Origin of the sequence: Ferriphaselus amnicola (assembly GCF_000974685.2) — a bacterium.
Classification (GTDB): Bacteria; Pseudomonadota; Gammaproteobacteria; order Burkholderiales; family Gallionellaceae; genus Ferriphaselus; species Ferriphaselus amnicola.
In genome coordinates, this window is the sequence record NZ_AP018738.1 from 1,968,412 (window position 1) to 1,992,281 (window position 23,870).

25 protein-coding genes are annotated in these 23,870 nt (G+C 55.7%); 15 read left to right on the forward strand and 10 right to left on the reverse strand.

The window, feature by feature from the left end; genetic code table 11:
- Positions 1 to 7: 7 nt before the first annotated feature.
- Genes fliL through fliR form a run of 7 tightly spaced genes read left to right on the forward strand, consistent with a single transcriptional unit; the run spans position 8 to position 4,269 of the window.
- Positions 8 to 550 (forward strand): flagellar basal body-associated protein FliL, encoded by a 543-nt coding sequence (gene fliL / locus OYT1_RS09830; protein WP_062626193.1) that lies wholly within the window; start codon positions 8 to 10, stop codon positions 548 to 550.
- A gap of 5 nt (positions 551 to 555) precedes the next feature.
- Positions 556 to 1,554, forward strand: coding sequence for a flagellar motor switch protein FliM (fliM, locus tag OYT1_RS09835; protein WP_062626194.1), 999 nt, complete (start codon positions 556 to 558; stop codon positions 1,552 to 1,554).
- On the forward strand, positions 1,551 to 2,012 hold the full coding sequence (gene fliN, locus OYT1_RS09840; RefSeq protein WP_062626195.1) for a flagellar motor switch protein FliN: 462 nt from the start codon (positions 1,551 to 1,553) through the stop codon (positions 2,010 to 2,012). Before fliM ends, fliN begins: the two co-directional genes overlap by 4 nt.
- A 1-nt stretch (position 2,013) precedes the next feature.
- Positions 2,014 to 2,460, forward strand: coding sequence for a flagellar biosynthetic protein FliO (fliO, locus tag OYT1_RS09845; protein ID WP_062626196.1), 447 nt, complete (start codon positions 2,014 to 2,016; stop codon positions 2,458 to 2,460).
- Positions 2,450 to 3,196 carry a flagellar type III secretion system pore protein FliP gene (fliP, locus tag OYT1_RS09850; protein WP_062626197.1) on the forward strand — a complete coding sequence of 249 codons (747 nt, stop codon included), beginning with the start codon at positions 2,450 to 2,452 and terminating at the stop codon, positions 3,194 to 3,196. The genes fliO and fliP overlap by 11 nt, the downstream gene beginning before the upstream one ends.
- Before the next feature lie 11 nt (positions 3,197 to 3,207).
- Entirely contained in the window at positions 3,208 to 3,477 is a 270-nt protein-coding gene (gene fliQ / locus OYT1_RS09855) for a flagellar biosynthesis protein FliQ (protein ID WP_062626198.1), read from the forward strand.
- Between the two features lie 3 nt (positions 3,478 to 3,480).
- Positions 3,481 to 4,269, forward strand: a complete 789-nt coding sequence (gene fliR / locus OYT1_RS09860) for a flagellar biosynthetic protein FliR (protein ID WP_062626199.1) — start codon at positions 3,481 to 3,483, stop codon at positions 4,267 to 4,269.
- 7 nt (positions 4,270 to 4,276) lie between these two features.
- On the opposite strand, the gene OYT1_RS09865 is transcribed toward fliR, so the two are convergent.
- Complete coding sequence (locus OYT1_RS09865; protein ID WP_062626200.1) at positions 4,277 to 5,089, reverse strand: cytochrome C assembly family protein; 813 nt, start codon at positions 5,087 to 5,089, stop codon at positions 4,277 to 4,279.
- Between the two features lie 54 nt (positions 5,090 to 5,143).
- Here OYT1_RS09865 and ffh point away from each other — a divergent pair, with 54 nt between their 5' ends.
- Together ffh and OYT1_RS09875 are read left to right on the forward strand one after the other, a co-directional pair.
- A complete protein-coding gene (ffh, locus tag OYT1_RS09870) occupies positions 5,144 to 6,493 on the forward strand; it encodes a signal recognition particle protein (RefSeq protein WP_062626201.1) in 1,350 nt (449 codons plus the stop codon).
- 10 nt (positions 6,494 to 6,503) lie between these two features.
- Positions 6,504 to 7,028 (forward strand): HPP family protein, encoded by a 525-nt coding sequence (locus OYT1_RS09875; protein ID WP_062626202.1) that lies wholly within the window; start codon positions 6,504 to 6,506, stop codon positions 7,026 to 7,028.
- Between the two features lie 21 nt (positions 7,029 to 7,049).
- Here OYT1_RS09875 and OYT1_RS09880 read toward each other — a convergent pair whose 3' ends face one another.
- The 6 genes from OYT1_RS09880 to sixA form a co-directional block, all read right to left on the reverse strand.
- On the reverse strand, positions 7,050 to 7,898 hold the full coding sequence (locus OYT1_RS09880) for an HDOD domain-containing protein (protein ID WP_062626203.1): 849 nt from the start codon (positions 7,896 to 7,898) through the stop codon (positions 7,050 to 7,052).
- A gap of 75 nt (positions 7,899 to 7,973) precedes the next feature.
- A complete protein-coding gene (gene sdhA / locus OYT1_RS09885; RefSeq protein WP_062626204.1) occupies positions 7,974 to 9,737 on the reverse strand; it encodes a succinate dehydrogenase flavoprotein subunit in 1,764 nt (587 codons plus the stop codon).
- Complete coding sequence (sdhD, locus tag OYT1_RS09890) at positions 9,737 to 10,084, reverse strand: succinate dehydrogenase, hydrophobic membrane anchor protein (RefSeq protein ID WP_062626205.1); 348 nt, start codon at positions 10,082 to 10,084, stop codon at positions 9,737 to 9,739. The genes sdhA and sdhD overlap by 1 nt, the downstream gene beginning before the upstream one ends.
- Entirely contained in the window at positions 10,078 to 10,449 is a 372-nt protein-coding gene (sdhC, locus tag OYT1_RS09895) for a succinate dehydrogenase, cytochrome b556 subunit (RefSeq protein WP_062626206.1), read from the reverse strand. Before sdhC ends, sdhD begins: the two co-directional genes overlap by 7 nt.
- Positions 10,450 to 10,661: 212 nt before the next feature.
- Entirely contained in the window at positions 10,662 to 11,744 is a 1,083-nt protein-coding gene (locus tag OYT1_RS09900) for a porin (RefSeq protein ID WP_062626207.1), read from the reverse strand.
- A gap of 156 nt (positions 11,745 to 11,900) precedes the next feature.
- On the reverse strand, positions 11,901 to 12,353 hold the full coding sequence (gene sixA, locus OYT1_RS09905) for a phosphohistidine phosphatase SixA (RefSeq protein ID WP_062626208.1): 453 nt from the start codon (positions 12,351 to 12,353) through the stop codon (positions 11,901 to 11,903).
- A gap of 89 nt (positions 12,354 to 12,442) precedes the next feature.
- Between sixA and OYT1_RS09910 the strand changes: the two genes are divergently transcribed.
- Positions 12,443 to 12,823, forward strand: coding sequence for a hypothetical protein (locus OYT1_RS09910; protein ID WP_062626209.1), 381 nt, complete (start codon positions 12,443 to 12,445; stop codon positions 12,821 to 12,823).
- 6 nt (positions 12,824 to 12,829) lie between these two features.
- Here the strand turns inward: OYT1_RS09910 and ppk1 are convergent, their stop codons facing one another.
- Complete coding sequence (gene ppk1 / locus OYT1_RS09915; RefSeq protein WP_062626210.1) at positions 12,830 to 14,914, reverse strand: polyphosphate kinase 1; 2,085 nt, start codon at positions 14,912 to 14,914, stop codon at positions 12,830 to 12,832.
- A gap of 291 nt (positions 14,915 to 15,205) precedes the next feature.
- On the opposite strand from ppk1, the gene OYT1_RS09920 reads away from it, so the two are divergent.
- The 4 genes from OYT1_RS09920 to OYT1_RS09935 all read left to right on the forward strand — a co-directional run bounded on the left by OYT1_RS09920 (position 15,206) and on the right by OYT1_RS09935 (position 20,470).
- Complete coding sequence (locus OYT1_RS09920; RefSeq protein ID WP_084611943.1) at positions 15,206 to 17,089, forward strand: GGDEF domain-containing protein; 1,884 nt, start codon at positions 15,206 to 15,208, stop codon at positions 17,087 to 17,089.
- Between the two features lie 4 nt (positions 17,090 to 17,093).
- A complete protein-coding gene (locus OYT1_RS09925) occupies positions 17,094 to 18,710 on the forward strand; it encodes a methyl-accepting chemotaxis protein (protein WP_062626211.1) in 1,617 nt (538 codons plus the stop codon).
- A 40-nt stretch (positions 18,711 to 18,750) separates the two neighbouring features.
- Positions 18,751 to 19,629, forward strand: a complete 879-nt coding sequence (locus OYT1_RS09930) for a lysophospholipid acyltransferase family protein (protein ID WP_062626212.1) — start codon at positions 18,751 to 18,753, stop codon at positions 19,627 to 19,629.
- 94 nt (positions 19,630 to 19,723) lie between these two features.
- A complete protein-coding gene (locus OYT1_RS09935) occupies positions 19,724 to 20,470 on the forward strand; it encodes a GNAT family N-acetyltransferase (protein WP_062626213.1) in 747 nt (248 codons plus the stop codon).
- A gap of 50 nt (positions 20,471 to 20,520) precedes the next feature.
- Here OYT1_RS09935 and OYT1_RS09940 read toward each other — a convergent pair whose 3' ends face one another.
- Positions 20,521 to 21,135 carry a ParA family protein gene (locus OYT1_RS09940; RefSeq protein WP_062626214.1) on the reverse strand — a complete coding sequence of 205 codons (615 nt, stop codon included), beginning with the start codon at positions 21,133 to 21,135 and terminating at the stop codon, positions 20,521 to 20,523.
- A 15-nt stretch (positions 21,136 to 21,150) separates the two neighbouring features.
- Positions 21,151 to 21,876: a phosphate signaling complex protein PhoU gene (phoU, locus tag OYT1_RS09945; RefSeq protein ID WP_062626215.1), complete on the reverse strand. Its 726-nt coding sequence runs from the start codon at positions 21,874 to 21,876 to the stop codon at positions 21,151 to 21,153.
- Positions 21,877 to 22,039: 163 nt separating this feature from the next.
- On the opposite strand from phoU, the gene ppx reads away from it, so the two are divergent.
- Positions 22,040 to 23,533: an exopolyphosphatase gene (ppx, locus tag OYT1_RS09950; protein ID WP_062626216.1), complete on the forward strand. Its 1,494-nt coding sequence runs from the start codon at positions 22,040 to 22,042 to the stop codon at positions 23,531 to 23,533.
- The last annotated feature ends 337 nt before the right edge of the window (positions 23,534 to 23,870 follow it).

A 23,870-nucleotide genomic window follows, 5' to 3' on the forward strand; every position in this document is an offset into this window, starting at 1 on the left:
GCACGCAATGTCAAAACCCGCGAAACCCGCCGCCGCAGCTGGTGAAGAGAAACCTAAAAGCAAAAAGATGCTGATCATCATCGTCGCGGTTCTAGTGCTGGTGATTGGCGGAGCCGCTGCGTTCTTTCTGATGGGAAGCAGCCATCACGAAGAAGAGGAAGAAGCCACGGTCGAACCAGCTTCCCATCCCGTGTTCGTTTCGATGGAGGCGTTCACTGTCAATCTGCAACGCGAAGAGGGTGACCAATTCCTACAGATCGGCCTGACGCTGAAAGTTATGAATCCCAAGCTGGAAGAAGAGATCAAAGCCAATCTACCTGAGATTCGCAGCAAGTTGCTGCTATTGCTTTCGAGCAAACGCGCTTCAGAAATTTCCACTCCTGAAGGCAAGAGGCAACTTGCCAGCGAGATCGTGGAAGAAACCAATGGTGTGATTGGTGCCGGCGAAAGCCACGAAGAGGCTCCTGCCAAGGGCAAAAAGTCTAAGCACGCTCCTAAGGCTAAAGAAGGCGTTGAAGACGTCCTATTCACCTCATTCATCATCCAGTAACCATCATGGCCAGCGACTTTCTCTCCCAAGACGAAGTTGACTCCCTACTCAGGGGAGTCACGGGGGAGTCTGACGATGACAAAAAGTCGGATGATGCACCGGGCGGGGTGCGCTCCTATAATTTAGCGACACAGGAACGCATCGTGCGTGGGCGGATGCCCACCATGGAAGTCGTGAACGAACGCTTCGCCCGCTTGTTCCGCATCAATCTATTCAACTTCATCCGCCGCACGCCCGAGATCTCGGTCGGTCAAGTGCGAGTGCTAAAGTTCAGCGAGTTCATCCGCAACCTTCCGGTACCGGCTAATTTCAATCTCGTACAAGCTAAACCACTACGGGGTAACGGGCTGATCATTTTCGACCCCAACCTCGTGTTTCAGGTGGTGGACAATATGTTCGGCGGCGATGGGAGCATACACACCCGTGTCGAGGGACGTGAATTCACCCAAACCGAGATGCGCATCATCCAGAAACTGCTGGGCGTGGTGTTCGAGTCCTACGAAAAGTCTTGGGAATCGGTCTATAAACTGAAGTTCGAATTCGTCCGCTCGGAGATGAATCCACAATTCGTCAACATCGCGACACCCAACGAAGTCGTCGTCGCGACCACTTTCGAGGTCGAGTTTGGTGGTTCGGGAGGCCCGATCCACTTTTGCTTCCCCTACGCGATGATTGAACCGATCCGCGAGCTGCTGTACAGCTCGATGCAAGGCGACCATCTCATCGCCGACAAACGCTGGCTACACATGCTGTCCAAGCAGATACAGTCCGCCGATGTTGAGCTCAAAGCCATGCTCGGTCACTCACGCATCACTTTGGGTCAGGTGCTCAAGATGCAAGCCGGTGATGTGATCTCGCTAGAGGTCGATGAATCCATTCAGGCGATGGTAGGTGAGGTGCCGGTGATGGAATGCAAATACGGGGTTTTCAATGGGCAGTACGCCCTGCGGGTAGAGAAAATGCTGACCGGAACAAGTGGTGACAGCAATGGAGAACAATCATGAACGACCAAACTAGCGATCAAATCAGTGCCGATGACTGGGGTGCGGCGATGGCAGAGCAAGCCGCCGTCACGACCACGGATGACTGGGGCTCAGCCATGGCTGAACAAGCGGCCACGACTCAAGCGGCAGGTCTGTCTTCAGCCAAACCACACGTCTTCGAAGAATTCGCTGGCAGCGGCACCGCCGCACCATCGCGCAACGATCTGGACATGATTCTCGACATCCCGGTGCAGCTTACCGTGGAACTCGGTCGCACTAAGATGCCGATCAAGAATCTGTTGCAACTGGCACAAGGCTCAGTGGTCGAGTTGTCGGGCATGGCGGGCGAACCCTTGGACGTACTCATCAACGGCTTCCTCATCGCTCAGGGCGAGGTAGTGGTGGTGAACGACAAGCTGGGCATCCGCCTGACTGACATCATCACGCCGTCGGAACGCTTGCGCCGACTTAATCGCTGACATGCTGCGCCTGCTCACGACCTTCGCCGCGCTCAGCTCTCCGCTCATCGCAGCGGCCGAAACCGCCACTCGCCCAGCCTACGTTCCGCCCGCACCCGCCGCCCTTTCCTCGGGCAGCATCCTGCAAGTGATCTTCAGCCTGTTGCTGGTGCTCGGCGCTATCGTGCTGGTTGGCTGGCTACTCAAGCGCATCAACCTGCCGCAACAAGGTGGCCGCAATTTACTCAAGGTCGTCAGCGGTGTTGCCGTGGGCCAGCGTGAACGCATCGTACTGGTCGAGGTCGGCGACACTTGGCTAGTGGTTGGCGTGGCTCCCGGCTCTGTACGCACATTACACACGCTGCCTAAATCGGCCCTACCCGTCGGCGAAGCCTCCGCACTCGAAGGCGATCAGACCAAGTTCCAGACTTGGCTCAAGCAAGTGATGGAGAAAAAGAATGCGGCTTAGTCGCACACTGTTGTCGGCGCTGCTGCTGTTGGCTGCGCCACTTGCCTACGCCGCCGAAGCTGGCTTGCCTGCCTTGACCAGCACACCGTCAGCCGGTGGCGGCCAGACGTGGACGCTCAGCCTTCAAACGCTGATCCTGATCACCTCGCTGACGTTCTTGCCAGCCATTCTGCTGATGATGACCGGCTTCACTCGCATCATCATCGTGTTGTCGCTATTGCGCTCCGCCCTCGGCACCCAATCTTCGCCGCCGAATCAAGTGCTGGTGGGATTAGCCCTGTTCTTGACCTTCTTCGTCATGTCGCCCGTATTCGAGAAGATCTACACCGACGCATGGGTGCCCTACAGCGAAAGCAAGATCTCGCTGGAACAAGCTTATGATACCGGCAGCGCCCCGCTGAAAGCCTTCATGCTGCGGCAGACACGCGAGTCCGACCTTGCTCTGTTCGTGAAAGTATCCAACAGCGGCCCACTGGAAAGTCCAGAAACCGTGCCGATGAAGATCCTCGTGCCGGCCTACGTCACCAGCGAACTCAAGACCGCGTTCCAAATCGGCTTCGTAGTGTTCATCCCCTTCCTCATCATCGACATGGTGGTCGCCAGCGTGCTGATGTCCATGGGTATGATGATGGTGTCACCCGCCATCATCGCGCTGCCGTTCAAGATCATGCTGTTCGTACTGGCCGATGGCTGGAGTCTGTTGATCGGCTCGCTGGTGCAGAGTTTTTACACCTGAGGTAAGCGGCGATGACCCCAGAAAGTGTAATGACGATAGGTAGGCAGGCGCTGGAACTGACGCTGATGGTGTCCGCCCCACTACTGCTCACCGCACTCATCGTCGGCCTAGTGGTCAGCATCTTCCAAGCCGCCACGCAGATCAACGAAATGACGCTGTCGTTCATTCCCAAGCTAATTGCGATGTTTTTAGTGATGATCATCGCGGGGCCGTGGATGATCGGAATGATGACCGACTACATGAAGCGGCTGTTCGAGAGTATCCCTTGGCTGGTAGGATAAGCCGTGATCTCATTCACCAGCGCGCAACTGAATTTCTGGATTGCCACTTTCGTGTTCCCACTGGCGCGCATCATGGCCTTCATCGCCACTGCGCCCATCCTCAGCAACCGTCAGATTCCCAACCGAGTCAAGATCGGCTTCGGCTTCATCCTAACCGTCGCTATCGCGCCCACGCTGAGCATCCCAACTGACATCGAGCCGGGCACTGCTCAGGGGATATTGGTGCTGTTGATACAGATTCTGGTCGGCGTGGCGATGGGTTTCACCATGCGCCTAGTGTTCACCGCGATCGAAATGGCCGGCGAGATCGCTGGTTTGCAGATCGGCTTGGGCTTCGCCAGCTTCTACGATCCACAGCGCGCCTCATTCACCCCCATCCTGGCGCAATTCCTTGGAGTAATTGCTGCGCTCACCTTCCTGACCATGGACGGCCACCTCTACCTGATCGCCACACTGACCGAAAGCTTCCAAGCTTTCCCGATCTCGGCCACGCCACCGACCGCTAACGCCATGCACACCATCGCGCTGTGGGGCGGCAGCATCTTCGTATTCGCCCTGCAACTATCATTGCCAGTGCTGGGTGCGCTACTCATCACCAATCTGGCGATGGGCATCCTGTCCCGCAGTGCGCCTCAGGTCAACCTATTCGCTATCGGCTTCCCGATCACATTGACGGTCGGCTTCATCATCATCGCGTTGTCGATGTCCTACTTCGCCCCGCTCGTCGATCAATTCACCCATAACGGCATCGACACCATGCTGCGCGTAACACGCCAGATGGGAAAACCTTAAAAAGAGATCAACGGCTCAGTAGGACTTGCAGCACGAACTGTGTGCCAAGATAAGCCAGCAACAGGAAGGAGAAGCCGCCTACAGTCCAACGGACGGCGGTGCGGCCGCGCCAGCCGTAGAGGTGGTGACCTACGAGCAGGGCGGCGAACACTGCCCACGACAGCAAGCCGAACACGGTCTTGTGACTGAATTCCCATGGTTTTCCGAATACTTGCTCGGAGAACATCATGCCGGAAGCCAAGGTAAACGTCAGTACAACGAAGCCGATGCCGATGATACGGAACAACAAGCTTTCCATCACCAACAACGGTGGCAGGTTACGTAACAGCGCGGGAAGACTGCCGTGATGCAGACGTTTTTCCACACTGGAGATGATTACAGCGTGCAGCACCGCAATGGTGAGCAGGCTGTAAGCCAGCATGGCGGCAGCGATATGCGCCTCGAACGCCAGCGTCACGGTGTATTCGAGCGGGTGCAGCGCAGGGAACAAGGCTGGCAACATCACGCCGATGGCAGCCAGCGGCAGCACCAATGTCTGCAAGCTACAGATCGGATAGAAGAATCGCGCCACCCAATACACCAGCATGGTCAGCCACAGAATGAGTGAGACGGCATTTGCCAGCCCGAAGTTGAATTCACCGAGCATACGCAGGCTGTGCGACAGCAGATAACCGTGCGTCAGCAGCGGAACCAGCACCAGATGACCGATGAAGCTGCGATTCAGCGCTTCGCCTTCGCCCCGCATCTGCGCACGCCAAAAGAACACCGCCAGCGCGCCATACGACAAAAAAGTGAGCAAATAGAGATGAAGGTTCGACATTTCAGGTCAGGATGATTAGACTGCGCGGAATTCTACACCATCTCCGAAATCACCATGCTAGACAACCTTACCAGCCGCCTCTCCGGTGTCATCAAGAATCTGCGCGGACAGGCGCGTTTGAGTGAAGCCAACATCCAGGATGCACTGCGCGAAGTGCGCCTTGCCCTACTGGAAGCTGACGTTGCGCTGCCCGTGGTCAAAGAGTTGATTGCACAGGTGAAAGAATCCGCGCTCGGGCAAGAAGTCATCGGCAGTCTGTCGCCGGGGCAAGCCTTTATCGGCGTAGTTCACCGCGAACTGACCAAGCTGATGGGCGAAGAGAATGCTGGGTTGAACTTCAATACCGTGCCGCCCGCCGTGATCCTGATGGCCGGCCTGCAAGGTGCGGGTAAGACCACGACCACCGGCAAGCTGGCTAAACTGCTACGCGACCAGCAGAAGAAGAAAGTACTGCTAGTTAGTTGCGATGTTTATCGCCCAGCTGCGATTGAACAGCTGCGCACCTTGGGCCAGCAACTGGAGATCGACTTCTTCCCATCCGACCTGAGCCAGAAGCCGGTCGATATCGCCCGCGCCGCCCATGATTGGGCGCGCCGCCATTACCACGATGTGCTGATCGTCGATACCGCCGGTCGTCTGGCCATCGACGAAGCGATGATGGACGAGATCAAGCAACTGCACGCTGCACTCAAACCTATCGAGACGCTGTTCGTAGTGGATGCCATGACTGGTCAGGATGCGGTCAACACCGCCAAGGCCTTCGGTGAGGCGCTGCCACTTACCGGTGTGGTGCTGACCAAGCTGGACGGCGATGCGCGCGGCGGCGCGGCTTTGTCGGTGCGCCACATCACCGGCAAACCGATTAAGTTCGTCGGTGTCAGCGAGAAGATGACCGGCCTCGAAGCCTTCCATCCCGAGCGTATGGCATCACGCGTGCTGGGAATGGGCGATGTGCTGTCGCTGATCGAGGAAGCACAACGTGAAGTAGATGTCGAAGAAGCGCAAAAGCTGGCGAAGAAAGTACAGAGCGGCAAAGGCTTCGACCTCAACGATTTCAAGATGCAGATCGTACAGATGCGCAAGATGGGCGGTATGTCCGCCATGATGGACAAGCTGCCGGCACAGCTTTCTCAAGCCGCAGCGGGAGCCAAGGTGGATGACAAACAGATCAACCGTATCGAAGGCATCATCAATTCCATGACCCCGTTGGAGCGCGCCAAGCCTGAACTGATCAAGGCTTCGCGCAAACGCCGTATCGCGATCGGTGCGGGCGTGCAGGTGATGCACGTCAACCAGCTGCTCAGCCAGTTCGAGCAGACGCAGAAGATGATGAAGATGTTCAGCAAGGGCGGCATCGCCAAGATGATGCGCGGCATGAAGGGCATGATGCCCGGCATGCGCTGATTGGCGCACTTTGAGTCAGGAAAATGAAACCCTCGCGGAGCAGTTAAAAGGCGGTGGCCATGCGCCCCCCCGCCCGTCTCTGCCCAACATCGCCTACGCTTGGCTGGGTAGCGCCATCGCCATCGGCCTGCTCGCTTGGCTCACCGAGACGTCACACACCCTATTTATCATGGGCTCGTTCGGAGCGAGTTGCGTGTTGGTATTCGGTTTTCCGCGGTTTCCGCTGTCGCAACCACGTAATGTCATCGGCGGCCATTTGCTGGCTTCTTTCATAGGCCTACTATTCCTCAAGCTATTCGGTCCGACTTGGTGGAGCCTTGCGCTGGCATTGGCCACATTGATTGCGCTAATGCTTTACACCCGCACCGCCCATCCGCCCGGTGGAGCCAACGTACTTATCGTCATGGCGACACAACCGAACTGGGATTTTCTGTTCACTCCGACATTAGTGGGAGCGGTGATTCTGGTATTGGTTGGTCTAGTCAGCAACAACATCGGCCATGGACGCAGCTATCCAGCCTACTGGATAGGTTAATCTTGGAAGTACAGACTGGATTCAGTGCGGGCGGGTCAAATCACAAGCCATACCGGCATCGGCGGCCACCATCGCCATGACCTCATCGGCAGGCATGCGAATTAACTCACCGATATCCTTGTAGTCATCCGGCAATGCGGCATCGTCCCAACCATTCGCAGAATGGCGCGCCAGATTGACCGCAAGAATGACATTGCGGACGCGCGGCTTGCGAGACTGCTCATCGTCCATCAAGGTCAGTAGCAGTTCCGGCAGATCCCAAGCCTTCGTCAGCGCATGTTGCAGATCAGCAAGTGCGAACCCGAGCACTTGCTCTTGCACGGCTCGGCTACGCAGCGCTTTATCATGCTGCTGAATGGAGCGTATCTCCAACATCGCAACCGGCTCATAGCACCACATCAACATCTCAGCTAGGTCATGCAGCAAGGCAGCGATGCGTATCTCTTCGTAGCGCATGTCATGCAAATGCACCACTGCCCATTCTCTGGCATAAATCGAAGCACGTTGAGCACGATGAATCACGTGCAGTAACTGAGTCAATGCATCTAGGTGAGTATGAAGATCAGCCTCAACCAACGGTGACGCAGGAATTTTGCTAAAGAACACATCCAGCCCCAGCATCATTAGCGCCTGCTCGACCACGATCACATCACTGGTTTGACTCCGGTGTTTGTGAGACTGCAGATAGCGCAATAGTTTGACGGTCATCAAAGGGTCGCGGGCAATGACCTCCGCGACACCTCGCGCACTTAGCCTATCGGGATCCTGCCGCAACGCGAGCAACTCGCGGCCGGTTCGTTTCAGCACAGGAATATCGGCCTTGCTCAAAAAGGCCACCCAATTTTCCAGCCCTTGAATACCTTGTTGCATGGGATTCTCCCGTGTTGAATCGTGCTACAGATAGCGGCAGAGATAACGCAAAGTTTAGCGCGCCATGGACTTCGCTCAATAGACCCGAACCTTGGGCGGAAAAGAGTCAACGGTCAGCGGCTTCAAGCGCACTGGCTTATAGTCCAGCCGCTGCCCCTCGCTGAAATACAAGGAGTGCCGGAGCCAGCGATTGTCATCGCGATCAGGAAAATCTGCGCGGGCGTGCGCCCCGCGACTTTCTTTACGCGCTTCGGCTGAGATCATGGTCGCCTGCGCCACTTCCAGCAAATTATCCAGCTCCAGCGCTTCGATACGCGCCGTATTGAACACCCGACTCTTATCCGTGATGAAGGTATTACGCCCACGCTCCACAACCTCACGGATCTTGGTTACGCCCTCTCCCAACAGTTCGGGGAAACGAAACACGCCACAATGCGTCTGCATCACGCGGCGCATCTCCGCACCGACATCGGCCACTCGTTCACCACTTTGCTGACTCTCCATGCGCGCCAAGCGGGCCAAAGGACGATCCGTCGCATCTTGCGGCAATTGTTTGGGGTGCGGGTTGCGCTGCAAGTCTTCAACGATCTGGCGGGCCGCTGCTCGACCAAATACGATCAGGTCGAGCAGTGAGTTGCAGCCCAGCCGGTTCGCCCCATGCACCGACACGCAGGCGCACTCGCCGATGGCATACAAACCCTGCACCACCTCTTCCGGCGCAGTGCCATAAGGCGCGACGACCTGACCGCGATAATTGGTCGGAATGCCGCCCATCATGTAGTGCGCCGTCGGCACGATGGGAATCGGTGCGCGAGCCGGATCGACATGAGCGAACTTGATGGCGATCTCTCGGATGCCGGGCAAGCGCTGACGAATGACATCCTCGCCGATGTGATCGACCTTGAGCAGGATATGATCGGCGTTCGGCCCGCAGCCGCGCCCTTCCTTGATCTCAGTGGCAATGGCGCGCGACACCACATCACGACTCGCCAAGTCCATCGCCGTTGGCGCATAACGCGGCATGAAGCGTTCACCATCCTTGTTGACTAGATAGCCGCCCTCCCCGCGCACTCCTTCGGTGATCAGCACGCCCGCACCATATACGCCGGTGGGATGAAACTGGAAGAACTCCATATCTTCAAGCGGAATACCCGCACGTGCAGCCATACCCAAGCCATCGCCTGTGTTGATATAAGCATTGGTACTGGAAGCGAAGATGCGCCCAGCTCCGCCGGTGGCAAGCAAGGTGGCACGCGCCTGGAACAGCGTCACCTCGCCAGTCTCGATCTCCATCGCAGTCACGCCGAGCACATCACCGTCTTCGTCACGTACCAGATCAAGCGCCATCCATTCGATGAAGAAATGGGTGTTCGCCTGCACATTGCGCTGATAAAGCGTGTGTAGCAAGGCATGACCGGTGCGGTCAGCGGCAGCACAAGCGCGCGGAACCGACTCGCGCCCGAACGCCTGCATGTGTCCACCGAATGGGCGCTGGTAGATCTTGCCGTTGTCGAGACGGTCGAACGGCATGCCGAAATGCTCCAGCTCGTACACTACCTCAGGCGCCGCGCGGCACATATACTCGATGGCATCCTGATCGCCGAGGTAATCCGAACCCTTGACCGTGTCATACATGTGCCACAGCCAATTGTCCTCCTTGACGTTGCCCAACGAGGCTGCGATACCTCCTTGCGCTGCCACGGTATGCGAACGTGTAGGAAACACTTTGGACAGCACTGCCACTTTTAGCCCAGATTCCGCCAGCGTCAACGCCGCACGCATCCCCGCGCCCCCTGCGCCTACCACCACCACGTCAAAGGTTCGTTTATTGACTGCCATCACATTCCCCACAAAATCTGTACTGACCAGATGGTGTAAAGCACCAACAACAGCAGCACGACGATATGGATGGTCAGCCGGATGATTGTCGGCTTAACGTAATCCATCACGATGTCGCGCACACCGATCCAAGCGTGGAAATACACGCAGAGCAGGAACAGCAAGGAGAACGAACGCACGATGTTGCTCGCAAAAAGACCTGTCCAGCCATCGTAGCCAGGATGCGGATGGAGTAATAGCCAGCCACCGATGCACAGGCTATAGACCGTGATCACCACCGCAGTCACGCGCTGCGCCAGCCAGTCCCGCAAACCGTAATGTGCCCCCGTGACTGTGCGGCTCACCATAGCATCACTCCAAAGATCAGCGTCAACGATAAGCTACCAATCAGCACCAGCCAACTCGAAGCTCGTGCCTGTGCCAAACCGGAAATCAGATGCGCATCAATCAGCAGGTAACGGATACCTGCACACAGGTGGTGCAAAAAGCCCCACAGCAGACCAAGTAGCGCCAGCTTCACCAGCCCGTACTGCAACCATTCGCTCGCACGCGTAAAGGTCTCGATCGAGCGCAGGCTTTGCTGCAACAACCACAGCAGCAGCGGCAAGGCAATAAATAACAAAGCCCCACTGACGCGATGGAGTATGGAAACGAATCCCGGCAAGGGAAGTTGAATCAACAAAAGATTGAGATGCTTGGGGCGGGTGGGCATTGCGATATATCAGACAAGAACAACATGGCTGCAATCTTACACCTGAGGATGCGACTTCTTCCTATACGCCAGAAAATTTCCCTGAGATGTAACCAATGTTCGTGATCGACCGTCAAATGAAATTGAGCACCCGGAGGTGCTCAATTTGTTCGATTTGCCTTGGCGAATCTTGGTCAGGTGAGACGCATGTCACCCCAATCCAATAGCTAAAATCAGAACGAGTGCTTCACACCGAACGAAAATGCCGACGGCGATGAGCCCAAATTACCAGCGGTATTGCTTGCACCCGTGCCATTGCCGGACAAACCATAGCTTGCGGCTGTGTTGTTTGACAGCTTGGTGTACAAACCATACACAATCGTGCGCTTGCTCAGGCCGTGGTCATAACCCAGCGTCCATTGATTTGCACCTGTATTAGCGAGGGCAAGGCTTCCAGCCTTAGTGTAGGCAACCTTGATCGCTCCTGTACCAAGCGCATACTTAGCTGAGACATACACGCTGCTGTGACCATATTTGTTCGCGCCAACCACACCTTGATTGTCACTTGTCTTTTCATACACGGCCGCCAGTGTCAACGCATCAACAGCATAGGAGGCACCCGCCTTGATCGCAGATTCTTGAGCGCCAGGTATCAGCAGCAGGCCATCCAAATTGTGCTGCTCATATGCCAATGTAGCAGTCAATGGAAAATCCGCAGCCTTATACATTCCCGCCACCGAGATTGCATTCGCTTTACCAACAGCTGGATTTTCGTTCAATTGAACAAAGCCAGCGATAGCCGTGAAGCCTGCCATCTCAGGACTGATGTATGCGATGACATCCGTTGGGCGCCCATCGAACGATGAGTAAGCCGATGCTTTCGAGACTCCGCCCATCAACGAACGGTTATCTGCGATATTGTCGCCGAACACGTCATATTTTCTCGTGGCGATCTTGTAAGGCGTGTCGTGTCGCCCCATGATCACCGTGCCCAGACTCGCACTAGACAAGCCAGCAAAGGTGTTGCGTGTCGCGAAGGTATTTCCGGTTGCCGTTGAGTTATCGATGTTGATTTGTTGCTCGATCTGCCAGATTGCCTTCAGACCATCGCCCAGATCTTCCGAACCCTTGAAGCCGAGTTTCGAGACATTGCTAGAAATCTTAGACTTCGTGACTGCATTGGCAGTCTTACCGTCATTTACAGAATCAGCGGACACATCTGCCACGCCATAAACCGACACATTGCTATCGGCAGAAGCCATCATCGGCTGCGCCATTACACTCGCCAGCGCGAGCACCAAAAGCTTCTTTTGCATCTTTCTCTCCTAAGATCAATTTGAAATTGCCGCATTTAGCGACCAGCTCATCTTAGGTAACTCATGTTAAATACAAATGAAATTAATGTGACGAGATCATGACAGACAGCTAGCGAAACCACCTTTGTGCGCAATTTTCCAGTCACCGCGCCCCACTCACACCTGTTCCGGCGTAATCATTAATTTCAAATTTCCGGCATCAGAGCGCCTCTGATCAGAAGCAGACATCCACCAAACCGAACCTTTCTTGACGCTCAACTCAATCTCACTACCGAACAATACTCGTGCAGCCACACGCCCTAAGGTAGGCTGATGCCCCACGATCAGCACACAGCCATCCCCATTGGGCCAGTCTGCTGCCTGCAACACGGAATCAGCTGTAGCGTCAGGAGCGATGCGAGATTCTGTAATGAATGCAACGCCTAGTGCTGCTGCGGTTTGTTGCGCCCGTAACGCTGGACTGACCAAGATCACCCCCCTCTCCGGCAGCTTAGGCAACAAGAATTTCGCCATCCTGCGCGCCTGCTTATGCCCTTTTTCGCTCAAAGGCCGCTCCAGATCAGGATAGCTAAACTCCGCATCAGCATGACGCCACAGAATCAACTCCATCTCATTGTCCCTATTGAATTATTACAATTTACACATGAGGTAATACTGTATATATTGTTATCGACGCAACAACCACTATGGAGAACGCCATGACCGACAAGCCCACCACAACGCCAACCATCACCAAGAAAAGAACAACTCCCACGAAACCCGTTGCAGCGACCAAACCTGCTGCGAAAACCAGCAAACCAGCTGCGGTGGCACCTGTGGTAGCGGCGACTAAACCCGAAGCCAAAAAAGAGAAGAAACAAAAGCAGAAGGTCATCCGCGATAGCTTCACTCTACCGCAGGACGACTACGCCAAGATCGCCGAACTCAAGCAGGCCTGCCTCAAGGCAGGCTTGCATGTGAAAAAGAGTGAGTTGATTCGTGCAGGCTTGCGTTTATTGAGCAAACTCGATGCCACGCAGTTGCACGCCGAACTCGATGCGCTGGAAAAGATCAAGACCGGCCGCCCCAAGGCTTCCTGAGTTTCATCAAGGCTGGGGCGGCTGGCTAGCGAGGCTTTGCAGCAATAGTTGCTGCGCGCACTTCGGTGCAGCTCGGCGCGCCGCCTTCAGCTTGTAGTGACCGTCAACATCCATCACCCAAGCTTGGGCATTGTCACGCAGATACGACTTCAGCCCTTCTTCGATCACCCGCTTCTTCAACTTCTTATCCAGCACGGGGAAGCACGCCTCGATGCGGCGGAAGAAGTTACGTCCCATCCAGTCCGCGCTCGATAGATAGACATCGTGTGCAAGATCGTTACGGAAGTAGAAGATGCGCGTGTGTTCGAGGAATCGCCCGACCACCGAGATCACGCGGATATTTTCGGACAAGCCTTCGACACCCGGACGCAACGCGCACACGCCGCGCACGATCAGCTCGACCTTCACTCCCGCTTGCGACGCTTCATACAGCGCCATGATGACTTCAGGCTCCAAGAGCGCATTCATCTTGGCGATGATGTGGCCAGTCTTGCCGGATTTCGCCAATTTAGTTTCATTTCGAATGGCGTGCAGCGTCTCTTCATGCAGGGTGAATGGCGACTGCCACAAGTGATGTAGCTTGCCCGCCCGCCCCAAGCCGGTGAGTTGAACGAACAGCTCATTCACATCGGCACACATCGCCTCGTCGCTGGTGAATAGGCCAAAATCCGTATAGAGCCGCGCGGTGCGTTGATGATAATTGCCGGTGCCTAGATGCACGTAGCGGCGCAGCTTACCATCCTCGCGCCGCACCACCATCAACATCTTGGCATGCGTCTTGTGGCCGACCACGCCATACACCACATGCGCCCCCGCCTCTTCCAAACGGCTCGCCCAGTTGATGTTGGCCTCTTCGTCGAAGCGAGCCAACAACTCCACCACCACGGTGACTTCCTTGCCGTGCTGAGCCGCCAGCATCAGTGCTTCCATCAAAGCCGAGTCGGCGCCTGTGCGGTAGATAGTTTGCTTGATCGCGACCACCGCTGGATCGGAAGCCGCTTGCACGATGAAATCAATCACTGGCTTGAACGACTGGAAGGGATGATGCAGCAGAACATCGCCTTTGCGGATGACCTTGAACATGTCCGCCCCCTTTTTTTGCAACACAGTCGGGATGCCGGGCACAAAGGTCGGAAACTTCAGATCGTCGCGCGCAACTTGATCGGGAATGCCCATTAGCCGCACCAGATTGACCAAGCCATGCACACGATACGAATCGTCCGCCGTCAGGCCGAATTGATGCAACAAGAACTCCTCCATCAGCGGCGAGCAGTTATCGGCCACTTCCAGCCGCACCGCATCGCCAAAGTGCCGCTGCGGTAGCTCGCCCTGCAAGCTGGTGCGCAGATTCTTGACCTCCTCCTCGTCCACGAACAGATCACTGTTGCGCGTGACGCGGAACTGATAGCAGCCCAGCACTTCCATGCCAGCGAACAGCTCACCGACATGCGCATGCAAAACCGAGGACAGGAACACGAAACCATGGGCACAGCCGGCCACTTCAGGTGGAACCGGAATCGTGCGCGGCAGCACACGCGGCGCCTGCACAATGGCTTTGGCCGAACTACGCCCAAAGGCATCCTTGCCTTGCAACTCGACCGCGAAATTTAAGCTCTTGTTGAGTACACGAGGAAATGGGTGCGCCGGATCCAAGCCGATCGGCGTCAGTACCGGCATCACCTCGCGAAAGAAATAATCCTTCACCCACGCCTGCTGCGCCTCGTTCCAATGCGTGCGCCGCAAAAAGCGCACGCCGTGGTGAGATAAGGCAGGCAGGATTTGAGCATTCAGCAACTGATACTGCTGACCAATGATCTGATGCGCCTCTACACGTACCTGCTGAAATATCTGATGCACATCGAGACCATCCGCACCGGTCGCACCGCCACCGTGCTTGATCTGCTCCTTCAGGCCCGCCACGCGGATCTCAAAAAACTCATCCAGATTGCTGCTGACGATACACAGATACTTGAGCCGCTCCAGCAATGGCACGCGCTCATCCTCTGCCTGTGCCAGCACTCGCCGATTGAACTCCAACAAGCCCAACTCTCGATTGATGAATAATTGGGGAGGATATTTTTTGCTCATCATCCGGCCACCCGAGCGAACTGCGGAATGCCCAGCGCCTGTCGCTGGCAATTCAACATGCGTTGGAATAGGCGCTGACTCCACCTGATTGAGTTTATCTGTTGATTCATTCATCCCTCCAGTTTATGCAGGTTTTATGACAAGGATATGACAGTCTCACTCACCGCCGCCTAACCGCACCATTCTTTCAACACACTCAAACTTCCTGTCATTTTCCTGCAACAACAAGGGGCTAATCTGCCTATCCAACCAGAACGAGTCATCCAAGCATCCCGCTCTAACAGGAGGAAGATCATGCCACAAACAGCACAATGCCAACCGTCTCCCACACTGAATTCCTTATGGAGCCTGGGTGAATTCGAAGGCGCACAGCACTATAGCATCGGCACGCGATTTCGCATCCCAGCGGAGGAAAGCAATACTCCGCTCGACGAGATTCTAGTCAAGCGTAATTTATCCGCCTTGTTCCAGCCGATCCTCGATATGAGCAGTGGCGAATTGATCGGCTTCGAGGGACTGATTCGAGGCCCCGCCAACAGCCCCCTACACTCACCGGCCAATCTATTCAGTGCCGCCAAGCAACAAGGCCGGATGCTAGAAGTCGAAATGCTGTGCCGACAGATCGTGCTGGAGCAATTCGCCCAGCTCCGCCTGCCGGGAAAGTTATTCCTTAATGTCAGCCCGGATGCCTTGACTCACCCCAGTTTCAAGAATGGCCAAACGCTGGAGTTCATGAAGAAGATCGGCATCTCTCCTGAACACGTAATCATCGAGATCACCGAGAACCAACCCATCTTCGACTTTGAAGCGGTACGCAATGCGTTGCTGCATTATCGCCAGATGGGTTTCAAAATCGCCATGGATGATCTGGGCGAAGGCTTTTCCAGTTTGCGGCTGTGGTCAGAGCTGCGCCCAGAGTTCGTCAAGATCGACATGCACTTTGTACAAGGGGTGAACACCGATCCACTCAAGCTGCAATTCCTGAAGTCGATTCAGCAGATCGCTGAAAGCTGTGGCACTCAGGTGATTGCCGAAGGCGTGGAGACCGAGGCCGAGTTACGCACCATTCGCGACATCGGTATCGCGATGGGACAAGGCTATTTCATCGCCCGCCCCAGCCCCACTCCGCCACTGGTCGCGCCCCCCGAAGCCAGTCTAGTGCTGAATAGCGCGCGCACAGCGGGCTATCCGAAGAATGCTTTTCTGGCGAACCGCAGCGTCACCGCCCATAAGCTACTGGTGTATGTGGAGCCAGTCACCCCAGAGACGGATAACGACTCGATCTTTATCTGCTTCGGAGAAAACCCTGGGCTAGATAGCTTACCCGTGGTCAAGCATGGAAAACCCGTCGGCTTGATCAATCGCCATGCCTTCATCGACTGCTTCGCCCAACCTTATCGCCGCGAACTGCTAGGTAAAAAACCGTGTAGCCAACTGATGTTCACCAAGCCGCTACTGGTTGAAAGGAGTACGCCAGTACAGGAACTCAGCCAATTCCTGACCGAGTCCGAGGGCCGCCACTTCGCTGATGGTTTCATCATCACCGAGGAAGGCCGTTATCTAGGCGTGGGCACCGGCCAAGGTTTACTGCGCGTCATCACGCAGATGCAGATCGAGGCCGCGCGTTACGCCAATCCGCTGACGATGCTGCCCGGCAATGTGCCGATCAACGAGCACATCGAGCGCCTACTCGAAAGTGGCGAGCCGTTCTATGCCTGCTACTGCGATCTGGATAATTTCAAGCCATTCAACGATGTGTATGGTTACCGCAAAGGTGACGAGATGATCCAGATGACCGGACGTATCTTGCATTGGTCTTGTGACCCTAAGTTAGATTTTCTCGGACATATCGGTGGTGACGATTTCATCCTAATCCTGCAAAGCACCGACTGGCAAAAACGCTGCGACGGTGCGCTGCAATCCTTCGCCGAGCTATCTACCTCACTCGCCAGCGACCAACATCGCTGGTGCGGCGGCTACGAGAGCGAAGACCGACAAGGCCGAGTCGTGTTCAACACACTGCCGACACTGTCCATCGGCGCGGTGTACATCGATCCAGAACAGTTCGCATCACACCACGACGTGTCGGCCGCAACCGCCCGCGCCAAGAAAATGGCCAAGCAGATCCACGGCAACAGCCTATTCGTCGAGCAACGCAAGCCACACCAGCCGGAGTAGCGATATGACCCTGCAATCACAAAATCGTCTGATCGCTGGAATCACGCTGGCATGTATCACCAGCGTCGTCATCTTTGCGGCCATCCAATTGCAGCGACTGCAAGCTGACTTTAGCAACTACCAGTCTCGACAAACCTTGACCCGCAATCTGGCAGAAATCAAAAGTGAACTACTGACCATTTCGCGCGCCGACCCGGTATTGATCGAAACCAGCCAGCAATTGACGGTCACCAGCTCACGCATTCAGGCGCTTCAGCGCGAACTGATCACGCTGAAGACTCCCAACTTGGATAAGGCCCAAGTACAAAAGATCGAAACAGTCTGGGCCGATTACGCCAAGCGATTTGCCTCTGCAATCAAAATTGCCGAGACCAACCCAGAGGATGCGTTGACACTACCCGATGTACTTTACCGAAATCAATTGCAACCGCTGATCCTCGAGCTGGATCGAATGGCTGAAGCCAATCGCTTGGGAAAGATGCAGGCAGAGCAGTCGATACTCCAAGCCCTAGACCGGATCTTATGGATCATCGTGCTGCCCTTAGTCGTGGCCGGACTCGTCATCGTGATCTTCCAGTCGGTGTTCAGTCGCCGATTGAAAGGACGAGTGGAGGAGGTTTTGACCGCGATGAATTGCCTGATCGACGGAAATCTGACTCATCGGCTTCCCGCCACGTACGCCGATGAGATCGGCAAAATGGCCAGCACCATCAACGCGTTCATCGCCCGATTTGAAGCCATCCTAGGGGAAGTCAACACTTCAGCCGGCCAGTCCCTGCAAACCAGCAATCGGGTGAGTCTGATGACTCAAGCGGTCAGTGAGAACGCACAGATACAGACCGACCGAGTGTCCAATGTCAGCCAGTCGATACAAGCGATGCATCGCACGGCTACCGAGATAGCCCAAAGTGCCAACCTGGCTGCCGAAACCGCACTGAACACCCGCCAGCAGGTTAAAGAAGGCGCGCAAGTCGGGCAAGCAACCATCGCCACCTTGACTCGTCTCGATGCCACGATGTGTACATCAGCTCAGACCATGGATGGGCTGAACTTAGCCTTGCAACAGATCGACTCGATCAGCAACATCATCAAGGGAATCGCCGAACAGACCAAATTACTGGCGCTGAATGCCGCCATCGAAGCTGCCCGCGCGGGTGACTATGGTCGTGGCTTTGCCGTGGTGGCTGACGAAGTGCGCACCTTGTCCGACCGCACCACCAGCTCAGCCATCGACATATCCAACCTACTCAATGCCGTCCGATCTTCCGCTGGCGAAGCCGTCACTGCAATGCACACCGCACGCGGAGAAGTGCAAGCCAGCGCCAATCACGGCGAAAAGATCGGCGATGTACTTGGGCAGATCGAGAATTCCATGCAGTTGGTCGCCGACATGATGCAACAGATAGCCCAAGCCACTCAGGAGCAGTCGCGCAACAGTGACCAGATCACGCAGCACATCCGAGCAGTGTTCACCGCGACACAAGCAACGACTGACGATATCCAGATGACTCGCGATGAGATGGTCGGCTTGGCACAAACCTCCAAAGTCTTGCACCGCACCATTTCGCAGTTCCGCTTCACCCCCTCCGCTGGCGGCAACACCAGCGAACTATGGGCGTAAGTCATGCCTGAGATTCCCATCATGAAGAGGATTTAACATCATGCACACTGTTCGTCCGACGCTACTTGTTTCGATATTTCGCCTGCTACGCTTTGTCATTCATCTGGCTTATGGCACGCTGCTAGGCAGCCTCTTCCCGTTCCTCAAACGATCCCAGCAACGGCGTGTGCTGCGCCGCTGGAGCCGTGAGTTGCTCGACATTCTGAATGTTCAACTGAATATGTGCGGATATGTGCAGCATGGTGTCAGACCGGTCGGGTTGTTAGTTGCAAACCATGTGTCATGGCTGGATGTGGTCGCCATGAATGCAGCCGTGCCCAACTGCTTCGTTGCCAAATCCGAGTTGCGCGACTGGCCCTTGATCGGCTGGCTGTGCCAGCGTGCGCGCACCCTCTTCATCGAACGCAATGATCGGCGCGACACATTACGTATCAATCAACAGGTGACTGAGCTACTGAATGCGGGCAACTGCGTTACCATCTTCCCCGAGGGAACGACCACCGGCGGACATGCACCACACTATTTCCACTCTTCGTTGCTGCAAAGTGCGATCGATAGCCGAACCGATATCCATCCGATCGCTCTCCGCTATCATGACTCTCAGGGAGAGCTAGCTCATACGGCTGATTTCGTCGGCGATATGAGCTTCGCCCGTTCACTCTGGAATGTGCTGACCAACCCAGCCCTGCACGTTACGTTGACCCGCCTCCCTTCGATCTCCAGCGCCAACGAACACCGCCGTTCGCTGGCTCGTGCAGCACACTCGGCCATCAGCCTAGCGTTAGCACATCCACAACTGGCATTCCATCCTTTGGCCGACACCAGCACCTGCTGGGTTGAGACTGAGCCAGCGTACCCTTCGTTTTATGCGCTGATGTTACCCGGCAACTTGAATGTGGCGGAGCAGGAGCCGCGCTAGATCAGGCTGAGTAACGAATGGTTAACTTTTCGGAAATCCTGCGGAAACATCTGAGCGCTAAGCTTTCCCCATCGCAACTGATTTGGAGGCCGATATGCTAGAACTGAACACACAGAGCTCGTCACCGTCTCGCCGTCTAAGTATGGGCATGGCTCGCTACCTCTCCGAAGTGGAAGAGGCGCAGCGCCTACGGTACAAGGTATTTTCGGAAGAGATGGGAGCTCGCTTACCCTCCGCCGAAGAGGGCTTGGATCGCGATCTTTACGACCGTCACTGTGAGCATCTGCTGGTGCGCGATGGCGACAACCACAAAGTCGTCGGAACCTACCGCATCCTATCGCCCTCTCGTGCTCATGCCTTGGGTAGCTACTATTCTGAAACTGAGTTCGACCTCGACCGGCTAAGCAATTTGCGCAGCCAAATGGTCGAGGTCGGTCGCTCCTGCGTGCACCCAGCCTACCGCGACGGAGCCACCATCACCCAACTCTGGGGCGGTCTGGCTGACTACATGGTGCGGAACAAGTATCAATATCTGATCGGCTGCGCCAGTATCGGCATGGGTGATGGCGGACATTACGCGGCTAGTGTGTTCCAACGTATCTATCAACGGCACGCGGCGCCTTCCGAGTATCGCGTATTCCCACATTGCCCATTGCCGCTGGCCGCGCTGAATCAGTCACTGGAAGTAAACATCCCGCCGTTGCTCAAAGGCTATTTGCGACTGGGTGCGTATATCGGCGGCGAACCCGCCTGGGATCCTGATTTCAATACGGCGGATGTATTCATCCTGCTGCCACTTTCGAGGATGAACCCGCGCTACGCAAAGCACTTCATCCGCTGATCTTTTCCCTCCCCTGAGGTTTGCGCGCACGCGGTTCTGGTGCGCGTTTTTTATGGCTTCTCCAACCAGCGTTGTAACCCAGCCCACTGCTCGCGCTCGCGCACCGTTTGATGCAGCGGCAGATCGAAGATGCTCTTGCCTTCCATGACCGTATTCACATAGACCTGCGCCTCGCGCAAACAGGCCAGCACGGGCAACTCCAAGCCCGTCAAAAACTCTTCCAGCGTGGCCGCCGCGCGGGTACGCGCGGACATACGCATCCCGACCACACCGACGTGTAACTTGCCTTTTCGTATGGCTTTTTCTTCACTCAGCACATGCAGGAAATTCTGGCTCGCACGCATATCGAAGATGGATGTCCCGATGGGAATGATGATCTTGGAAGCCAGCTTGATCGCCCGCTCCAGATTCTTACCATGCAAGCCGGCTGCGGAGTCGATCACCAGCCAGTCCGAATCTGGGCGCTCTTCGCGCTTAGTTTCGAGCGGCCAGATCATCGGCAACTCAGCTGGGCGTTGCTCCAGCCATAACCGAGCTGACTGCTGCCTATCCATATCTAGCAAAGCAACGTGATGCCCCGTGCTAGCCAGATAGGCTGCCACATTGACTGCAAGAGTAGTCTTGCCACTGCCGCCTTTGGGATTGGCGATCAGAACCGCTTGCATGATGAACCTTTCGCGTCAGTTGGAGCGAGGCGAAGGGGAATCAAGAACCTCCCGCTCGATCTCTTCGACCGAAGCATGACGCATATCGCGCCCCTTGACTAGATAGATCAAATACTCTGCGATATTCTTGGCGTGATCGCCGATGCGCTCGATCGCCTTGGCCACGAACAACAGCTCCAACGAAGTCGAAATAGTGCGCGGATCTTCCATCATAAACGTGATGAGGTAACGCATGATGGATTGGAACTCGTCATCCACTTTCTCGTCTTGACGCACCACTTGGGCCGCCACATTAAGATCAAGGCGAGCAAAGGCATCGAGGGATTTTCGCAGCATTTCCAGCGCCAACGAGGTGGCGTATTCAAGCTGACTATAGCGCGGCAAGTAAAGCGAATTGCGTTCAGACAATAAAATGCCCATGCGCGCAATCTTCTTGGCGCTATCGCCGATACGCTCCAAATCGGTGATGGTTTTGACGATGGTCAGCAACACGCGTAGATCGGAGGCGGCGGGTTGGCGACGAGCGATGATGCGACTGCACGCCTCGTCGATCTCCATTTCTAGGGTATTGACCTGAAAATCGTTGTCCACGATCACGTTCATCTGGTTAAGGTCGCCCGCGATCAAGGCTGCCATCGCCAGTCTGACCTGACTCTCCACCAGACCGCCCATTTGCAGCACGCGAGCGCGCACCGCTTCAAGCTCTGCGTCGAACTGCTTGGATGTATGCTCACCTACCATGCTAGTCACTCCTGAAATGATTGGCCATAGTAAGCGTTGGATGTAACAGTTTTATGACATAGGGACAGCCTGCACCGAAGTGATACAAAACTGTAATATTATTACGCTATGCTGTCGCACTCAAAAATGTAGCCTCAACTCAAGTCACGACTTCGGATCTGCCATGCTCAAATACGCCACCCTTGCAGCGATCGACCTGGGCTCAAACAGCTTCCACCTAGAGATCGCCCGCGTCATCAACGACCAGATATTTCCGCTCGACACACTGCGTGAGCCGATACGACTGGCTTCAGGGCTGACACCGGACAAGCAGCTGACCGAAGAAACGCAACAACGCGCTCTGGAGTGTCTAACTCGTTTTGGAGAGCGTCTGCGCCAGTTGCCACAAAGTGCGGTGCGCGCGGTGGGCACCAATTCCTTGCGCGTAGCCAAGAATTCACAGGAGTTCTTGCAGCGCGCCGAAGCGGCTTTGGGCTTTCCCATTGAGGTCATTGCTGGGCGCGAAGAAGCGCGTTTGATCTATTTGGGCGTAGCCAACAATCTGCCGCCCTCGCCGGAGCGCCGCTTGGTGGTGGACATCGGCGGTGGTTCGACCGAGCTCATCATCGGCAGCGGTACACAACCGGAAAAGCTGGAAAGTCTATACATGGGCTGTGTCAGCTATACCTTGCGCTTCTTCCCTGATGGAGCCATCACCAAGAAATCACTAGCAGCGGCAGAGCTAGCGGCACGCAATGAGCTGCAAAGCATCGTCTCCGAGTACTCCAATGAGTTTTGGAGCGAAGCCATCGGCTCGTCCGGCACGGCACGTACCCTCGCAGGCATCTTGCAGCGCAACGGGTGGTCGGACGGTAGCATCACGCAAGAAGGCTTGATCTCGTTGCGTAATCACCTGCTGAAGATCGGTGACACGTCCCAGCTGGACAAACTCGGCTTCCGCGCCGACCGCATGCAGGTGCTTCCCGGCGGCTTCGCCATCATGCACGCGATCATGACCGAGCTCGACATCCCGCGCCTGACCACCAGCCGCTTCGCCCTGCGCGACGGCATCCTGCACGATCTGCTCGGACGCTTCCACGACCACGACGTACGCGATGTCACCGTCAACAACTTCATGCAGCGCTATCAGGTCGATCTCGCACAGTCGCAGCGCGTGGAATCACTGGCGCAATCGCTGCTGAATGAGCTGACCGCCAACTTGACAGGCAAGCGCGACGCGCACCACAAGATGCTAGGCTGGGCCGCACGCCTGCATGAGATCGGCTTGTCCATCGCCCACAGTGGCCACCACAAACACGCCGCCTACATCCTGAGCAACGCCGATATGCCTGGTTTCTCCAACGACGAACAAGGCGCGTTGAGCCGCTTGGTACTAGCGCATCGTGGCTCGCTCAAGAAGATGAATGGCTCGCTGCAAGGGCATGAGCTCTGGATGCCCGCCTTAGCACTCCGCTTGGCTGCCTTGTTCTATCGCAGTCGTAACGACTTGGCTCTGACAGCTATATCGTTTCAGGTGAATGAGCAGCATGTGGAACTCGCGCTGAACAAGTCCTGGCTGAAGCGTCATCCGCTCACGTTAGCCGCACTCGAAGCTGAAGTCGCCGAATGGAAACAGATCGGCATCCAGTTGAAGTTACGACCTTTGGAAGTCGATTAAGTAGCCTCGCTTGACTGTCATCATTCCTTAACACTAGGCACGTAGCATCTGCTTCGAGTCAACGTAAACAAGGAGCATAAAATGACCAAGCACGATACTCAACTCGAATACTCGGTACACCCCGACAGCCTGTTCTACGCGGGTTCAGCAGAAGGCTACGCGTTAGCCAATGCCGCGCCTACCTCATCAAGCTTTGCACTCCGACTAAGGAATATATTTAGACGTATAGCGAAAAACAGCCCCGAGCACACACAAACCAACAAGCGGCACAGAGTCGATCGATACGAACGAGACTAAGCAGCGCCGAATGTCGCTCATCGACAATGAGCAAACGATG

What these genes read in the sequence shown, in the direction of transcription:
- fliL (WP_062626193.1), top strand. Translation starts at nt 8, where the DNA reads ATGTCAAAACCCGCGAAACCCGCCGCCGCAGCTGGTGAAGAGAAACCT.
- fliM (WP_062626194.1), top strand. Translation starts at nt 556, where the DNA reads ATGGCCAGCGACTTTCTCTCCCAAGACGAAGTTGACTCCCTACTCAGG.
- fliN (WP_062626195.1), top strand. Translation starts at nt 1,551, where the DNA reads ATGAACGACCAAACTAGCGATCAAATCAGTGCCGATGACTGGGGTGCG.
- fliO (WP_062626196.1), top strand. Translation starts at nt 2,014, where the DNA reads ATGCTGCGCCTGCTCACGACCTTCGCCGCGCTCAGCTCTCCGCTCATC.
- fliP (WP_062626197.1), top strand. Translation starts at nt 2,450, where the DNA reads ATGCGGCTTAGTCGCACACTGTTGTCGGCGCTGCTGCTGTTGGCTGCG.
- fliQ (WP_062626198.1), top strand. Translation starts at nt 3,208, where the DNA reads ATGACCCCAGAAAGTGTAATGACGATAGGTAGGCAGGCGCTGGAACTG.
- OYT1_RS09865 (WP_062626200.1), bottom strand. Translation starts at nt 5,089, where the DNA reads ATGTCGAACCTTCATCTCTATTTGCTCACTTTTTTGTCGTATGGCGCG.
- ffh (WP_062626201.1), top strand. Translation starts at nt 5,144, where the DNA reads ATGCTAGACAACCTTACCAGCCGCCTCTCCGGTGTCATCAAGAATCTG.
- OYT1_RS09880 (WP_062626203.1), bottom strand. Translation starts at nt 7,898, where the DNA reads ATGCAACAAGGTATTCAAGGGCTGGAAAATTGGGTGGCCTTTTTGAGC.
- sdhA (WP_062626204.1), bottom strand. Translation starts at nt 9,737, where the DNA reads ATGGCAGTCAATAAACGAACCTTTGACGTGGTGGTGGTAGGCGCAGGG.
- sdhD (WP_062626205.1), bottom strand. Translation starts at nt 10,084, where the DNA reads ATGGTGAGCCGCACAGTCACGGGGGCACATTACGGTTTGCGGGACTGG.
- sdhC (WP_062626206.1), bottom strand. Translation starts at nt 10,449, where the DNA reads ATGCCCACCCGCCCCAAGCATCTCAATCTTTTGTTGATTCAACTTCCC.
- OYT1_RS09900 (WP_062626207.1), bottom strand. Translation starts at nt 11,744, where the DNA reads ATGCAAAAGAAGCTTTTGGTGCTCGCGCTGGCGAGTGTAATGGCGCAG.
- sixA (WP_062626208.1), bottom strand. Translation starts at nt 12,353, where the DNA reads ATGGAGTTGATTCTGTGGCGTCATGCTGATGCGGAGTTTAGCTATCCT.
- OYT1_RS09910 (WP_062626209.1), top strand. Translation starts at nt 12,443, where the DNA reads ATGACCGACAAGCCCACCACAACGCCAACCATCACCAAGAAAAGAACA.
- ppk1 (WP_062626210.1), bottom strand. Translation starts at nt 14,914, where the DNA reads ATGATGAGCAAAAAATATCCTCCCCAATTATTCATCAATCGAGAGTTG.
- OYT1_RS09920 (WP_084611943.1), top strand. Translation starts at nt 15,206, where the DNA reads ATGCCACAAACAGCACAATGCCAACCGTCTCCCACACTGAATTCCTTA.
- OYT1_RS09925 (WP_062626211.1), top strand. Translation starts at nt 17,094, where the DNA reads ATGACCCTGCAATCACAAAATCGTCTGATCGCTGGAATCACGCTGGCA.
- OYT1_RS09930 (WP_062626212.1), top strand. Translation starts at nt 18,751, where the DNA reads ATGCACACTGTTCGTCCGACGCTACTTGTTTCGATATTTCGCCTGCTA.
- OYT1_RS09935 (WP_062626213.1), top strand. Translation starts at nt 19,724, where the DNA reads ATGCTAGAACTGAACACACAGAGCTCGTCACCGTCTCGCCGTCTAAGT.
- OYT1_RS09940 (WP_062626214.1), bottom strand. Translation starts at nt 21,135, where the DNA reads ATGCAAGCGGTTCTGATCGCCAATCCCAAAGGCGGCAGTGGCAAGACT.
- phoU (WP_062626215.1), bottom strand. Translation starts at nt 21,876, where the DNA reads ATGGTAGGTGAGCATACATCCAAGCAGTTCGACGCAGAGCTTGAAGCG.
- ppx (WP_062626216.1), top strand. Translation starts at nt 22,040, where the DNA reads ATGCTCAAATACGCCACCCTTGCAGCGATCGACCTGGGCTCAAACAGC.